At 51.5% G+C, this 14,109-nt stretch carries 13 protein-coding genes and 1 pseudogene; 10 read left to right on the forward strand and 4 right to left on the reverse strand.

Annotation, left to right across the window (positions count from 1 at the left end; all coding sequences use genetic code 11):
- Positions 1 to 11: 11 nt before the first annotated feature.
- Positions 12 to 785, reverse strand: coding sequence for a helix-turn-helix transcriptional regulator (locus tag AC2Q8J_RS01915; protein ID WP_486451986.1), 774 nt, complete (start codon positions 783 to 785; stop codon positions 12 to 14).
- Positions 786 to 1,089: 304 nt separating this feature from the next.
- On the opposite strand from AC2Q8J_RS01915, the pseudogene AC2Q8J_RS01920 reads away from it, so the two are divergent.
- The 3 genes and pseudogenes from AC2Q8J_RS01920 to AC2Q8J_RS01930 all read left to right on the forward strand — a co-directional run.
- Positions 1,090 to 1,311 (forward strand): annotated as a pseudogene (locus AC2Q8J_RS01920) (IS3 family transposase); the annotation flags it as partial.
- A 139-nt stretch (positions 1,312 to 1,450) separates the two neighbouring features.
- Positions 1,451 to 2,656 carry a cytochrome P450 gene (locus AC2Q8J_RS01925; protein ID WP_486451987.1) on the forward strand — a complete coding sequence of 402 codons (1,206 nt, stop codon included), beginning with the start codon at positions 1,451 to 1,453 and terminating at the stop codon, positions 2,654 to 2,656.
- 509 nt (positions 2,657 to 3,165) lie between these two features.
- Positions 3,166 to 4,508, forward strand: a protein-coding gene (locus tag AC2Q8J_RS01930; protein WP_486451988.1) for an IS3 family transposase whose coding sequence is annotated in 2 segments (ribosomal slippage) — positions 3,166 to 3,510 and positions 3,513 to 4,508 — 1,341 coding nt in all. Because the reading frame shifts where the segments join, the coding sequence is not laid out codon by codon here.
- A gap of 7 nt (positions 4,509 to 4,515) precedes the next feature.
- On the opposite strand, the gene AC2Q8J_RS01935 is transcribed toward AC2Q8J_RS01930, so the two are convergent.
- The 3 genes from AC2Q8J_RS01935 to AC2Q8J_RS01945 all read right to left on the reverse strand — a co-directional run bounded on the left by AC2Q8J_RS01935 (position 4,516) and on the right by AC2Q8J_RS01945 (position 7,223).
- Positions 4,516 to 4,857 (reverse strand): AEC family transporter, encoded by a 342-nt coding sequence (locus AC2Q8J_RS01935; RefSeq protein WP_486451989.1) that lies wholly within the window; start codon positions 4,855 to 4,857, stop codon positions 4,516 to 4,518.
- A 110-nt stretch (positions 4,858 to 4,967) separates the two neighbouring features.
- Positions 4,968 to 5,807, reverse strand: coding sequence for a carboxylating nicotinate-nucleotide diphosphorylase (gene nadC / locus AC2Q8J_RS01940; RefSeq protein WP_286855179.1), 840 nt, complete (start codon positions 5,805 to 5,807; stop codon positions 4,968 to 4,970).
- A gap of 132 nt (positions 5,808 to 5,939) precedes the next feature.
- Complete coding sequence (locus AC2Q8J_RS01945; RefSeq protein ID WP_286855180.1) at positions 5,940 to 7,223, reverse strand: Rieske 2Fe-2S domain-containing protein; 1,284 nt, start codon at positions 7,221 to 7,223, stop codon at positions 5,940 to 5,942.
- Between the two features lie 286 nt (positions 7,224 to 7,509).
- Here AC2Q8J_RS01945 and AC2Q8J_RS01950 point away from each other — a divergent pair, with 286 nt between their 5' ends.
- From AC2Q8J_RS01950 to tnpC, 7 genes are all read left to right on the forward strand, one after another.
- Entirely contained in the window at positions 7,510 to 8,484 is a 975-nt protein-coding gene (locus AC2Q8J_RS01950; protein WP_372747169.1) for a PDR/VanB family oxidoreductase, read from the forward strand.
- Entirely contained in the window at positions 8,481 to 9,653 is a 1,173-nt protein-coding gene (locus AC2Q8J_RS01955; protein ID WP_486451990.1) for a Gfo/Idh/MocA family oxidoreductase, read from the forward strand. Before AC2Q8J_RS01950 ends, AC2Q8J_RS01955 begins: the two co-directional genes overlap by 4 nt.
- A 123-nt stretch (positions 9,654 to 9,776) precedes the next feature.
- The gene (locus AC2Q8J_RS01960; RefSeq protein WP_372747167.1) at positions 9,777 to 10,769 is read left to right on the forward strand and encodes an ABC transporter substrate-binding protein; all 993 of its coding nucleotides are present in this window, start codon (positions 9,777 to 9,779) and stop codon (positions 10,767 to 10,769) included.
- Positions 10,770 to 10,986: 217 nt separating this feature from the next.
- Complete coding sequence (locus tag AC2Q8J_RS01965; RefSeq protein ID WP_486452624.1) at positions 10,987 to 11,265, forward strand: DOPA 4,5-dioxygenase family protein; 279 nt, start codon at positions 10,987 to 10,989, stop codon at positions 11,263 to 11,265.
- A 509-nt stretch (positions 11,266 to 11,774) separates the two neighbouring features.
- Positions 11,775 to 12,125 carry a transposase gene (locus AC2Q8J_RS01970; RefSeq protein WP_372747165.1) on the forward strand — a complete coding sequence of 117 codons (351 nt, stop codon included), beginning with the start codon at positions 11,775 to 11,777 and terminating at the stop codon, positions 12,123 to 12,125.
- The gene (gene tnpB, locus AC2Q8J_RS01975) at positions 12,122 to 12,457 is read left to right on the forward strand and encodes an IS66 family insertion sequence element accessory protein TnpB (protein WP_372747164.1); all 336 of its coding nucleotides are present in this window, start codon (positions 12,122 to 12,124) and stop codon (positions 12,455 to 12,457) included. Before AC2Q8J_RS01970 ends, tnpB begins: the two co-directional genes overlap by 4 nt.
- Positions 12,458 to 12,558: 101 nt before the next feature.
- Positions 12,559 to 14,106 (forward strand): IS66 family transposase, encoded by a 1,548-nt coding sequence (tnpC, locus tag AC2Q8J_RS01980; RefSeq protein ID WP_372747163.1) that lies wholly within the window; start codon positions 12,559 to 12,561, stop codon positions 14,104 to 14,106.
- Positions 14,107 to 14,109 lie beyond the last annotated feature (3 nt).

Here is a 14,109-nt window from a genome sequence, read left to right on the forward strand (position 1 = left end):
CATACCCCAGTTTATTCTTTAGGATGGGATAGCCTGTAAGCTTTTGGTGACATGCCATAATGCTTTTTAAATAGCCTAGAAAAATTGTATTGATCGCTGTATCCCACCGCTTGCGCGATTGACTTAATCGACTGATTTGTATTCTGAAGAAGCAGCCGTGCTTTGTTCATTCTTAGGTTGCTAATGTAATCGAAAGGTGGCCTACCTAGCTCTTTCTTGAACAAGCGACTAAATGCCTCCCTTGTCATATTCTGACTGTTAGCCAGATTTTCAATGGCGATATTCTGTGTGTAAGACTGATTCAGGTAGGCGACTGATTTTTGAATGCGATGATCGATTACCGTTCTTTGGGATAACGTGATATCCAATTGGCTTAAGGTGTAACTAACTAAAAGGTTGCTATAAAGTTGTCCAATTAAGCCGTATCGATCTTTCTCTGCCATGGAACTAAGCCGAGTAACCCGATCAATCACTATGTCAATCGCAGGAGCCTTATAGATACCAGGTTCTATATTGAGGTGAATCGATGGCAGGTAAAAATAAAGTACCAACTGGAAAGACGATGAAAGTAGCGTGCCGTATACCTCCGTATGCGGCGGTATTAAATAGATCCAATTTGGCTCAAGAAAAATTTGGCGACCTTCATACTGCAGAGCCGCGGTAACCTCGGCATTGTAGTAAAGACACCACTCTTTGGTGTTCATGGGAACGTTGCCAATATTCTTGTCTACCCAAACATATTCGCAACTGACAAGGTCTACACGGAAATTCCCTTCTTCTTTCATAAACTGTACTTGGCTTTAAAAAAAGATGGCTTATTCTATCCAGCATAAATAATCGGGTGGCCTGCCCTATAATGTATATCACAAATAGCCATCAATTGGTCATATTACACCATTCGTCGGAGGAATGTTTGTTTGGACTTCCCCGAGAAAGATAGACACTTCCGCGCTATTCTTGAGCATAGGAGGAAGTCATATGAGCAGTCAACGATATACCTCGAAATTCAAGGACGAGGCCGTTCGCCAAGTAGTTGACAAAAGGACTTTCAGTCGCTAGTTCGTCAATGCACACCGGTATAAATTTGCGGTAACAACGATGTGTCTTTCACTGAATGTTGCACGAGCCGGCTTCTACCAATGGCCGCAAAAGCCGCTATCTGATCGGGCAATGGAAGATTTATGGTTGCCGGCGTTAATCCGGTCATCGTATGCAGCAAGCCGGGGCGTTTATGGCTCCCCACGGATATTCCTGGATTTGCGCGAAGTCGGAGAAACCTGCGGGATACATCGGGTTGCCAAAACCATGAAAGCCCCCCTTTAAAGGCGGTGCGCGTCCAGATCACACATCTCCATCATTTGGTCAGATATACCTATTTTAGCGCAAGGTTTCTATCGCTATATTTGGAGTTGGAAAGTCCGACACATTGATTAGCAGGAGCTAGAAGGCCGTGGCAACACAATTATTTCCCATGCTGGATCCGAATTATATCGACAATCCTGAGCCGTACTGGCAACAGCTGAGAGAGGAAGCCCCGCTGTATTGGAGCGAGGAATTCAACTTTTGGGTGGTTACTCGCTATGAGGACGTGGATAATTTCGCAAAGCGGCCGGAAGACTTTTCATCTTCGAGCGGCCCTGGCGGTGGTTTGCGAATGGATGATGCTTCAGCTGAGGACGTAGTAGGCTTTTTGCCGATGATTCAAAACGACCCGCCAGAACATACCAGGTTGCGCTCTATATTTGCCAGAAGCTTCACATCGCGCCGCATAACGCAATTGGAATCTGAGATAAGTGGAATCGCCGATCAATTGATTTCTGACTTACAAAACAAATCTTCCGAAGGAAGAGAGTTAGACCTCTACAAAGATTTTGCAAGTCCATTACCGGTGGCAGTTATTGCAAAGCTTTTAGGAATACCGTTGGAATATTACGAGCGGCTTAAATTTTGGAATGAGGCATTGGGAGTTGGTGTCGGCGGAAGCTATACAGAAAAACAGCGTTTTAACGCCACAACTGAAATGAACGACACTTTATCCGAAATCATTGAGGAAAAACGACTCAACCCTGCAGGTGACCTGATTTCGTCGCTCGTTAAATTGGCCGATGAAGATGGCGAGCAGCTAAAGCCGAATGAACTTTTAGGGTTTTGTAAATTGTTGTGGATTGCCGGCAACGAGACAACCACGAATTTAATAACAAACGCTGCGGTTGTACTCCAGGAGCAACCCGAGATACTTGAGAAGCTGAAAAATAATAAAGCACTGATTCCTCAATTTGTCGAAGAAGCACTTCGCTACGTAGGGCCGGTAAATGGGCTCTTCCGTCGAGTAACTCGAGATATTGAATACAAAGGGAAGAAATTTAGGGAAAATGACAATGTCTGGATAATGTTCGCCTCAGCCAACAGGGATGAGAGACATTTTGAAAGCCCGGAAAGTTTCATTATTGAGCGAAGCCCTAATGATCATTTGTCACTGGGAAAGGGAGTGCATTTTTGCATGGGTGCAGCCCTGGCAAGACTTGAGGCACAAATAGCCTTTGAGCATCTGGTAGACGTGCTCCCTGGCTTTGAGTTAAAACCTGAAGAGGGTTTGCGCATTCCCGTACCAGTTCTGCGCGGGTGGATAAAGCTACCCATGATTCGTAAAGTATGACGCCATGAACGCCGCAGGGTTGTCTAATTGCCACGCCTTAACCAGTCGTGGCTGTTCGCGCTATGGCTGCTATGGGTCGGGAGCAGGCACGCCAGCGAAATAGTTGGAATGTCTGGAAAGAGCTGCTACCAGCCATATTGATGTCCAGGCCAGCCGTCCGCTTATTACCAGTAGCTGTCATACGTTGCGCAGTATAAAAACTGTTTTGCCGTAAATTGGCCGCGCAGAATTTTTACCATAAGCTGGCCAAAGCGGACATTTTATGTGTGAATCGACAGTTGCACGCCTAGAATCACAAAACAATGGCTAATGGGATTATGGCCATCTCAGATTGAAAACACCGGAAATGGCCGGGAACGACTTTTGGGTGACTGTAATAGTAGATATTACTTGACGGGTAGAGCTTGGCATTCACCGCAAAGCTGTATCCCGTCAGAGCATATGAGACACATTAGCGCCTAACGCTAAAGGAGACTTCTGCTACATTTTACTGAAGCAAGGAGTCTACGATGACTGATACAACTGAAAACCTAGTTAAAACCATTCGCCGCAAAACACGCAAGAAGCATGAGCCTGAAGAAAAGATCAGGATTGTGCTGGAAGGCTTGCGTGGTGAAGAATCCATTGCTGAATTATGCCGCCGCGAAGGCATTGTTCCCAGCCAGTATTACAGCTGGAGCAAGGAGTTTCTGGAAGCGGGTAAGCAACGTCTAGCTGGGGATACAAAGCGTCAGGCTAATAGCCGTGAGGTCACGGACTTGAGAAAGGAAAATAATCACCTCAAGCAAATGCTGGCCGAAACGATGCTCAAGAACAATGTTCTCAAAAAAAGTGTGCTTGGCTCGGGATTGACTTGGGACGACGAATGACGCTGTCAGCCTCGGAGAAATACGAGGTGATCCGCTTAGTCGAAAGCTCCGAGCTCTCGGTCAAGCGTACTCTGGAAGAATTGGACATCAACCGGAGTACGTTTTATCGCTGGTATAAAGCTTATCAAGATGATGGATATGACGGCCTAGTAGCAAAGAGCCGTTCGCCCCGACAGTTCTGGAATCGATTGCCTGAGAGCGTGAAAGAGCAATGCATCGATGTTGCACTGGAGCGCCCGGAGCTGTCTCCTCGTGAGCTGGCTTGGTATATCACCGATAAGCACGAGTACTTTATCTCGGAGTCGACCGTTTACCGGCTGCTAAAGCAGTATGACCTGATCACTAGCCCAGGATACATACTGATGCAGGCCGGTGACAGATTCCATACGCCAACACGGCGGGTCAATGAGTTATGGCAGACCGACTTTACCTACTTCAAGATCGTAGGTTGGGGCTGGTACTTCATGTCCACGGTGCTTGATGACTACAGCCGTTACATCATTAGCTGGAAGTTGACGACAACCATGGCGGCCGATGATGTAAAGCTGACATTAGATGACGCAATTGCCAAGACAGGCGTCGATCAGGTGGCCGTCAAACATCGCCCCCGATTACTCAGTGATAATGGCCCGTGTTACCTGTCACAGGAGCTGAAAGACTATCTCAGTACTCAGAGTATGGAGCATACGCGTGGCGCACCATACCACCCGCAAACGCAGGGCAAGATCGAGCGGTACCACCGCACGATGAAGAACGTTGTAAAGCTGGAGAATTACTACTATCCCTGGGAGCTTGAGAAAGCCATCAGCCAGTTTGTGAATCACTACAATAACGAACGCTATCACGAGGCACTGGATAACATTACGCCTGCGGATATGTTTTATGGGCGCAAGGAGGAAATCATGGATCGACGAGCGCTAATCAAACAACACACCTTGCAACGCAGAAAGGAGGAAAATCAGAAAGCCTGTTCAATCCATTAACCGAAAACTATACTAAGAATGTCTCCTTCAAAAACTCAGGCGACGTGTCCCAAATCATCTGACGACTTACAATCTTAGACAGGTACTCTAATAGTAAAAATACGATCAGGGTGACCCCCAGGCCGAACAGTATCAACTTTAAATTGCTCGACGAATCTGCCTGAGTTTTGGTAACGCTAATAAAAAGCAGTGCGGGTAGGGTTATGTTGAAAGTGAGCTTGGAACTGATATCAATAAAATTGTCATTAATTAATTGACATCGTCGCAGCCAGAATCCGAGCGCCATAACCACAAAGATGGGAAAGGTCACCGACAGGCTAAAATTCAGAGTGGCAAGGAAATTGGGCATCTAGGCTGGGATTAACCGCAGTGGTCAGGGGGGGCGCCCGAATTACCCGGACGACGTCACAACATCGTATTGCTGCTTTGGCTCAGTGTTTGCGCCTATGCGGCCTCGCGCTAAACAAAGCGCATGGACAGATCAACAGCTTTGCAATCCTTTGTAAGAGCACCTATGGAAATGTAATCAACACCGGCCTGCGCGATTGGCAGCAGGGTCTGGACGTTAATCCCTCCGGAGGCCTCTATCTTGGCCTGCTTTTTAGTTCTTTCTACTGCAGTGCGGATATCGTCAACGGTGAAGTTATCCAGCATGATAATGTCGGCCTTGGCTTTCAAAGCCTGTTCAAACTCATCCATGTTTTCAACCTCAACTTCTACCGGTTTACCTGGCTCCAGTTCTCTGGCAGCCTTGACGGTGGCTGCGATTGAGCCGCAGGCGTTGATATGATTTTCCTTGATCAGAAAGGCGTCATACAAGCCAATACGGTGGTTGAAGCAGCCCCCGGCGGTCACCGCATATTTCTCAGCGATACGTAGACCGGGGAGGGTCTTTCGAGTGTCGAGTAGTTTCACATCTGTTGATGACACCAGTCCGGCATAGTGTCTGCAAACGGTGGCAACGCCAGAGAGGGTCTGCAAGAAGTTGAGAGCAGTGCGTTCACCACTCAGCAATGCCCTAGCATTCCCTTCTAGCTCAACAAGACATTGGTCTTTGGATACTTGTTGTCCTTCCTCGACTTGCCAGGTGATTTTTACAGTGGGATCCAATCGACGGAAGACTTCGTTGACCCAGGGAGTACCGCAAAATGTCGCTACCTGGCGTGAGTAAATTTTTGAGCGAGCGACGGTGGCCTGAGGAATAAGCTTGGCGGAGATATCGCCAGTGCCAATATCTTCGGCGAGCGCGGCGTCTACATTTTGCTTTATGGCTGCATTAAGAACGTCGGGGTTAATCATGAGCTGGCTTTGCCTCATTAAAAAAAGCCGGCCCATGAAGAGCCGGAGCATAAGCGCTGGGTGGAATTTGGTGAACTCAATACTAGCAGAGGATAACCCCGCGAATCGGGAAATATTCCTGCGGCCAGGCCCTTACCATTGCTGGAGCTTTTTGTTCTCGCGCTCTTGAGGATCGGACCAGTCGGCTTCTTTGGGGATGATACCCTGCCAGGAGGGAATAATCTCGTCAGGCCCATTACGATAGACGGATTTTTCGAAATCCTTACCTTCTTCCTGGAATTTTCCCAGCTGGGCCATCATATAGCGGCGGAATTCGACAACTGCGGCATCGCCTGCGCCCAAGGTATCCTCGGAGCGGTTGGCGATGGGCCCCATGGTGACCCACATGGCCATGTCTTGGTTAGGAATACCGGTGATGCCGGTAAAGCTGCCTTCTTTCATTTCCTCCCGATTTTGGAGGAACCAATTACTCTGGTTGCGCTTTGACACCCAGTTTTCATCCAGGTGCTCGCCGGGCACGGCCCCCAGGAAGGCGCGCCATTTGTCCTCATCCATGGCTTTTTCTCCCCACCCAATGAAGTGGAACGCGGTGTGGGTGTCGTCCATCGGCACATTGACGTTCGCGACATTGTATGACGCATTGGGTGGAATCAATACCGTCATCGGGGACACGAAGACCGAAGTCCGCACATAGCTATGGGTGTCCGCCTTTTTGATAGGCCGTCTGATGGCCGCGTAGTGAAAGCCATAGTCTGTGGACTTGGAGCGCATAGTCGGGTTTTTGTCCGTCGAGGGCCGGTACCAGGCGTTGTCATCGGCCTCGGCTTGAACCACACGGGAGGGAACCATGTCACTGGAGTGGAGGCTGGAGCTGTGGGAGCTGTCGATAGCGCCTTCCAGGATCTGTGCCCAGTTACAGGGGATGACGATCTTGGCTATGCTGACTTTAGTATCGGCTGTGGGGGCCCAGGCTGGTGGGATAAACTCGGGTACGTTTTCCGCGTCGCCAAGGAAGACCCAAACCATGCCTGCCCATTCTTTGACCGGCAGAGAGCGGTGTTTGACCTTTTCTCTCAGTGGACTTTCCGGCGGCTCGGAAGGCATGTCTACGACATTGCCGTGGCGGTCCATCTTCCAGCCGTGATAAAGACAGCGCAGACCGCATTCTTCGTTGCGACCGAGTACCAATGAGGCGCGGCGGTGAGGACAAAGCTCGTCCATTACACCGACATCGCCGTTGCTGTCGCGAAAGGCGACGAAGCTTTCGCCCAGTAGCTTTACTTGAATGGGCTTGCTATCGGCTTCTGCGATTTCTTCAGATAGACAGGCGGGCATCCAGTAATGGCGCATGATTTGGCCCATCGGGGCATCGCCCTCGACTCTACATAATAAATCGTTCTCGGCAGGTGTAAGCATTTCGCCTCCTTGTTTTCGACAAGCGTGTGCATCTGGCTTTGGGGGTTGTTATACTTGCCAATATACTTCTATAAAGATGTATATTCAATAGTTTTAATTTTGATGGCTTGGAAACCGGAAGAAGCTGGTCTTGAACAGGCGCTAGTTAAGAGATGTCAGGAGTGGGCTATGTTTGGCGGTGGCCCCATTGTTGCAATTAACTTCTATATAGAATAATATTTTATAGAAAATTGCTTCTATGCGAATATGTTTGGTTTGTCGTTAGTGTTGGTAGGTTGCGTGTGATATGAGTGCAAAAGAGCCCAGTTTAGATGTTGTTATAAAGAAAAAGAGCGAAGTTGCGACCAATATAGTGCTCTTTGAACTATGTTCAGCCGATGGTGGTGTATTGCCACCGTGTGAACTGGGCTCCCACATTGCGGTTGAAACACCATCGGGTGCTAATCGCTGGTACTCCGTCTGTGAGGTGTCGGAGGATAATCGCTCCTATTACATCGCTGTTAAGCGAGAGGACGAAGGGCGGGGCGGTTCGATCAGCATGCTGGATCACGCCGAAGAAGGGTCATTGCTGCGGATCAGCGAACCAGAGTGCGAGTTTGAATTTGTGGATGCGCCGGGGTATCTAATGATCGCTGGGGGGATTGGTATCACCCCCATTTATGCGATGTGGAAGCATTTGGTGAAAATGAATCACCCTCATTTCAAGCTGGTGTACTTGAGTCGGTCTCCGGCCGATGCGCCGTTTCTTGAAGAGCTCTCACAGGATAAATACAAAGATCACGTGCTAATCCACCACAGTGCTGAGGCGGGAAAGCGTTACGATTTTTGGGACCTTCTGGAAAAGCCGACAGCGCAGCATATTTATTGTTGTGGCCCCAAGTCACTGATGACCGAAATCAAGGATATGACCGGCCACTGGCCTCAGTCCCGCCTGCACTTCGAGGATTTCAAACCGGTTGAGGCCGTACGCAAGGATGACAAGCCTTTTCGGGTCCGGGTAGCGGGAGCTGATACAGTGGTTGAGGTTAGTGAGTCCGAGACCATGCTGGATGCGCTTAGGAAGCAGGGCATTAAAATTCACAGTTCGTGTGAAAGCGGAACCTGCGGTTCCTGCAAGGTAACCGTTGTGGAAGGCTTGGTCGATCACAGGGACTTAGTACTGGAAGAAAGTGAAATGAAAACCCATATGATGGCCTGTGTGTCGCGGGCCGAGGGCGACGAAGTCACGATCGATATTCAGGATGCTGGTGTTGATTTATGAGTGAGGCGGCGCCGATCAAACCTGTCAAGCTCGGTGTGGTAGGGCTGGGCCGCGGCTTTATGCTGACATTGCCGGCGCTTCTTGATGACGACCGGGTTGAGCTGGCCGGGGCGGCCACCGGCAGTCAAGCGAAGCAACAGGCGTTTGAACAGCAGTTCGGATATCAAGCTGTTGGCACCACAGAGGAGTTGAACGCCGATCCCGACATCGAGGCGGTCTACATTGCCACCCCTCATGAAATGCACCGCGACAATGTAATTGAGGCCTTGGCCGCTGGTAAACATGTTCTGGTTGAAAAACCGATGACGATCCGCACCAGCGATGCGGCGGCGATTGTCGAGGCGGTGGCCAAGTATGGCAAACAGGTGATCGTCGGCCCCAGCCACAGCTTCGATAAGCCTATAGTCGAGGCCGGCAAGCTGATTGCCAGTGGCCGATACGGGCCGGTGGGGATGATTCACGCCACTTACTACACGGACTTCGTGTTTCGTCCGCGTCGCCCGGAGGAACTGGACGCTGCCCACGGCGGCGGCGTGGTGTTCAACCAGGGAGCCCACCATGCCGATATTCTGCAGACCCTGGCAGGGGCGCGGCCAACCAGCGTGTATGGTTGTGTGGGCAACCTGGATGCCCGGCGGCCCTGTGACGGTGCCTACAGTGCGCTGCTGGAATTTGAAAATGGTTGTATTGGTTCAATGACCTATAGCGGTTACGCTCATTATGACACTGATTCGGAGCTCGACTGGGTAGGCGAGCTAGGTGTGGCCAAAACACCCGAGGTGTATGCTGCGGCCCGACAGCGCCTGCTGCAGGTGGAAGATGAAGTGGAAGCCAAAAAGAATCGCGGTTTTGGCGACGGCAGCAGTAGCGGTGCCTGTCCGGTATTTCACGAGCACTTCGGCAAGATTGTGATTAGCTGCGAGAAAGCCGACCTGCGGCCGACTGCGAAAGGCATACACATTTACAGCGATGATGGCCACGAATTTCTCCCGATGCCGCTGACTGGTTCACCCAGGGAGGAGGTGGTCGCCGAGCTCTACGCCGTGGTACGTCACGGTGTTCCGCCGGTGCACAGTGCGAGGCGGGGCTATATTAATGTGGCCCTCTGCGAAGGGATTTACGAATCGTTTCTGCTTCGGCAGCGGGTGGACATTACCCCGCCTTGGTAATTGCACGCCGGTAAGTACGCGTTGGGAAAACATCTATTGGCAAAATAATGGAGGGGATACCCTGTCCCCCGATTTGAACTAACAGACATCACCTTGTAACCGGGTGATCCCATGGAGAAACCTATGTCAAACCTGTCCCTCTCTGTTGCCATTGGCAACTACGACCGTAACCGTGCTCTGATCGATGGTGACGTTCAGATCGACGGCGTGAATCCGGTGTTTATGAAACTGTCGCCGGAAGAGATCTTCTTCCGCGCCTTTCGTCACCGGGAGTTTGATATCTGCGAGCTGTCGTTCAGCAGCTACACCCTGAGCGTTAGCCGGGGCACGAATGAATACATTGCCATTCCGGCGTTTTTATCCCGTGCCTTCCGTCATAGCTGCATTTACATCCGCAACGACAAGGGCATCAACAGCCCGGCAGACCTGAAGGGCAAGAAGATCGGTGTGGCCGAATACCAGCTGACCGCCAATGTGTGGGCGCGTGCCCTTTTGGAAGACGAATATGGCGTATCGCCCTCAGACATCACATGGGTCCGCGGCGGCATGGAAGTGGCAGATCGCCCCGAAAAAGTTAAGTTGACCCTGCCTGAGGGAGTAGTTATGCAGCCCGCACCTGCAGGGCGGACGCTAAATTCGCTTTTGGAAGAAGGTGAAATTGACGGCTTCATTGGTCCCCGGACCCTTTCATGTTTCGATAACGGCCATCCCAATGTGGTGCGCCTGTTTGCCGACTCTAGAACGGCGGGAATGAATTACTACCAAAAGACCGGTATCTTTCCAATCATGCACGTTGTGGGTGTACGCCGTTCGCTGGTGGAGCAGCATAACTGGTTGCCAATGGCTTTGCTGAAGGCCTTTGATCACTCCAAGGCGGCGGCGTTGACGGCCTTGTCTGATACGTCAGCTACCAAGGTGACATTGCCGTTTGTGGAAGAGCAGATAGAAGATGCCAAAAAACTGCTAGGCGATGATTACTTCTCTTACGGTTACAAGAATAACCTAGAGACATTAGACACCTTCCTAGATCATCACTACCGACAGGGTTTGTCTGAGCGACGGGTGAAGCCGGAGGAACTGTTCTGGCCTGCAACTATGGAAGGCTACAGTATTTAATTACCGTTAAAACATCCCCTTCAAGGGGCATTGCCTTGGGGAGGGATATCTGACACGAGCATTTCTGCATAGCCAATGAGAGCCGTTCCCGCAGTGCATATTAGCTCACCAGAAATGGCGCCGAGGCTCGGGGTTTCACCTCGATTTCGTCACTGGGCGTTTACAGGCCAATTTCGATGCCCTCGCCGGTCGAGTCCTAGGACTAGTTGAATTGCAATTGATAAAAATACGGGATGAAAGACGTAAAAAACTGGTAAATATACACCTAGCCTATCATGCGCATATTTACTTCGACGAAAACAACCGAGGTATTGCAAAGTGGCTTGGCGAGCGAACTGCCGCACTCTTTGCCTTGCCGGTAGGCCGATTACACGAAAAAATGGTTGGTCCGCACCCCTGTTGGAGTTATCAGGTCAGTTTTGAGGCTAAGGATTTTGAAACGTATTTGTTATGGCTGGACGAGCACCGTCGAGGGCTGACGGTGTTAGTACACTGACTAAGTGGCGATGTGACGAAAGATCACAACGATTATGCTTATTGGTTGGGTGAAGAGGTGTCGCTGAACCTCGATGTTTTTTTCAGACAGATGGCGGGGCTAGGTTGGTGCCTTCTAGTCGAGCTCAGCTCAAGGAATTAGTTTACAGAGGGGTATTTTTCCTTGCCAGCGGCTCAAGTCCGGCGTAAGAGTGACACAACTCTTCTACCTGGTTAAAAAATGACAGCGACGAGCGCCTGAACGTGGCCTGGGCGTCCTTATGTAACTCCCAAATTGCCTGCCTCTTTACCCGGCTCTCCCAATTCTATAAAACCCGGCAGCATAGGTCGGTCGCCCGTCGACGGTTGCCGGCACGTTTGAGTCAGAGCGCTTCGTTCCCAAAGTGACAAAAGTCTCTGCAAGGACTCTTGAGGAAAGTGATCAATAGTAACCATCCGGTGAACACACCTTTCGCTGCCGCCTTGGGATCAAGATGATGGTGTCCACCTATTTTTAAGTGGACACCTAATATGGATACTCAAGGATTACTCCCGCCACCGGTTAAGCGGCAACGTCGCCGACACTCTCTGGAATTTAAGCAGCAGGTGCTGGCCGCTTGTGCTGAGCCAGACGCCTCCATCGCGGCAGTGGCGCAACGGTTTAATATCAATGCCAATCTGATCCACAAATGGCGCCGTGCTACAGAGACGATGCACTCATCCGAGAAGAGCGATTTTGTTAAAGTGGCGTTACCAAGACCCGTTGTCTCAACGTCCCCACAAGTGCTCAAGCTGGAACTGACCTGCGCCCACGGCCCAGTTGTCATTCACTGGCCAATGGATCAGTTAAACGCGCTGGCCGATTGGCTTCGCGAATCATGATCCGCATTGACGAGATCTGGTTGGCACGGGAACCCCTGGATATGCGCGCTGGGCCAGATACGACGCTGGCGCGTGTGGTTCAACGCTTTGGCGAGGCCCGTCCTCACTGCGCCTATCTGTTTGCCAACAAGCGTGCTAACCGGATGAAGGTACTAGTTCATGACGGCTTCGGTCTGTGGCTGGCGGCCCGACGTCTGCATCGCGGCAAGTTTATCTGGAGCAGCCTGCGCGAAGGGAGCGCTGTCGTATTGGATGAGGAGCAGTTCCAAGCCTTGGTCACCGGCTTGCCCTGGCAGCGAGCCGGTGGCGCAGCCACCATCTCGGTGTTGTAAATCTTGTTTATTATGCTGCTCTGGCGCAGCATATTTCCCACTCCCAGTCCATTTGCAGAATCGTCATCGCAGGCCGCGCCATGTTCTGGCAAAGTCGGGGCATGACTCAGCCTCAACCTGCCGACCTTCAGAACCTGACTCCCGACCAGCTTCGAGAGATGGTGCTGCAGTTGCGAGGTACGGTTGCACAGCGTGATGCGTCTATCCAGAAGCTGGAAACCCACAACGACAAACTCACTCACGAGTTGGCCCAGCTGCGCCGTCACCGCTTCGGCAAGCGCAGTGAGGGGATGGATAAACAGCAGCTGGCCTTGCTGGATGCACTGGTGGATGAAGACATCGCCGCCATTGAAGCGGAGTTGGAAACCCTCTCTCCGAAGGCCACTGAACAGCGTGAGCGCAAACGGGCCAAGCGTCAGCCCCTGCCCAAGGATTTACCCCGCACCGATATTTACCATGAGCCGGAGAACACAAGCTGTTCCTGTGGCTGCGCCCTGACCCGGATCGGTGAAGATATCAGTGAGAAGCTGGATTATCAGCCCGGCACCTTCAGTGTCGAACGTCATATCCGAGGCAAGTGGTGCTGTCGCGACTGCGATAGCCTGATACAGGCACCGGTCGCGCCCCACATCATCGATAAGGGCATCCCCACCACCAACCTGCTGGCTCAGGTACTGATCAGCAAGTACGCTGACCACCTACCACTGCATCGGCAGGAACAGCAGTTTGCCCGGGCCGGTGTCGTTATCCCGCGCTCCACGCTCGCGGGCTGGGTGGGCCGTTGTGGTGTGGAGCTGCAACCCCTGATTGATGCTTTGCGAGACACCTTGCTCAAGGAAGCTGTACTGCATGCCGATGAAACCCCGGTGTTGATGCTGGCGCCGGGGAAGAAGCGCACCCACAAGGCTTATGTCTGGGCCTATGCCTCAACGCGGTACTCCGCCATCCAGGGTGTGGTCTATGACTTCCAGCCCGGCCGTGCAGGTCAGGCGGCCAGAGACTTCCTGGCGGATTGGCGAGGTAAACTGGTCTGTGACGACTATGGTGGTTACAAAGAGGGCTTTGCCAATGGTATTACCGAGCTTGGCTGCTGGGCTCATGCAAGGCGCAAGTTCCATGATCTGCATGTCGCCAATAAGAGCCAGATAGCTGAGCAGGCGCTCGGCTATATTAAAGACCTGTATCGGATTGAGCGGGACCTAGCTGAGCTGACCCCGGAAGAACGGCAACAACAGCGGCAGAAAAAATCAAAGCCCATCATCGACCAATTACACCACTGGTTGATTGCCAGACGACAGCAGGTGCCTGATGGCAGCGGCACGGCCAGAGCCATCGACTACAGCTTAAAACGCTGGGAGGCCTTAGTCCGTTATCTCGATGATGGCGCTGTCCCCATCGACAACAACTGGGTAGAGAACCAATTCCGGCCTTGGGCGCTCGGTCGCTCAAACTGGCTATTTGCGGGCTCGCTACGCAGTGGTCAGCGGGCGGCAAATATCATGACCTTGATCCAGTCCGCTAAGATCAATGGCCTGGAGCCACAAGCTTACCTAAAAGGCGTGATTGAAAGGCTGCCAACGCAGAAAGCATCGAAGATCGCAGAGCTACTGCCACACAACTGGACAGTCCAGTCGGCCGTGAGTGGATAAAAA

The organism is Spongiibacter sp. C9W (assembly GCF_057370015.1).

Coding starts and splice junctions, on each gene's coding strand:
- AC2Q8J_RS01915 (WP_486451986.1), bottom strand. CDS start 785: ATGAAAGAAGAAGGGAATTTCCGTGTAGACCTTGTCAGTTGCGAATAT.
- AC2Q8J_RS01935 (WP_486451989.1), bottom strand. CDS start 4,857: ATGCCCAATTTCCTTGCCACTCTGAATTTTAGCCTGTCGGTGACCTTT.
- nadC (WP_286855179.1), bottom strand. CDS start 5,807: ATGATTAACCCCGACGTTCTTAATGCAGCCATAAAGCAAAATGTAGAC.
- AC2Q8J_RS01945 (WP_286855180.1), bottom strand. CDS start 7,223: ATGCTTACACCTGCCGAGAACGATTTATTATGTAGAGTCGAGGGCGAT.
- AC2Q8J_RS01950 (WP_372747169.1), top strand. CDS start 7,510: ATGAGTGCAAAAGAGCCCAGTTTAGATGTTGTTATAAAGAAAAAGAGC.
- AC2Q8J_RS01955 (WP_486451990.1), top strand. CDS start 8,481: ATGAGTGAGGCGGCGCCGATCAAACCTGTCAAGCTCGGTGTGGTAGGG.
- AC2Q8J_RS01960 (WP_372747167.1), top strand. CDS start 9,777: ATGTCAAACCTGTCCCTCTCTGTTGCCATTGGCAACTACGACCGTAAC.
- AC2Q8J_RS01970 (WP_372747165.1), top strand. CDS start 11,775: ATGGATACTCAAGGATTACTCCCGCCACCGGTTAAGCGGCAACGTCGC.
- tnpB (WP_372747164.1), top strand. CDS start 12,122: ATGATCCGCATTGACGAGATCTGGTTGGCACGGGAACCCCTGGATATG.
- tnpC (WP_372747163.1), top strand. CDS start 12,559: ATGACTCAGCCTCAACCTGCCGACCTTCAGAACCTGACTCCCGACCAG.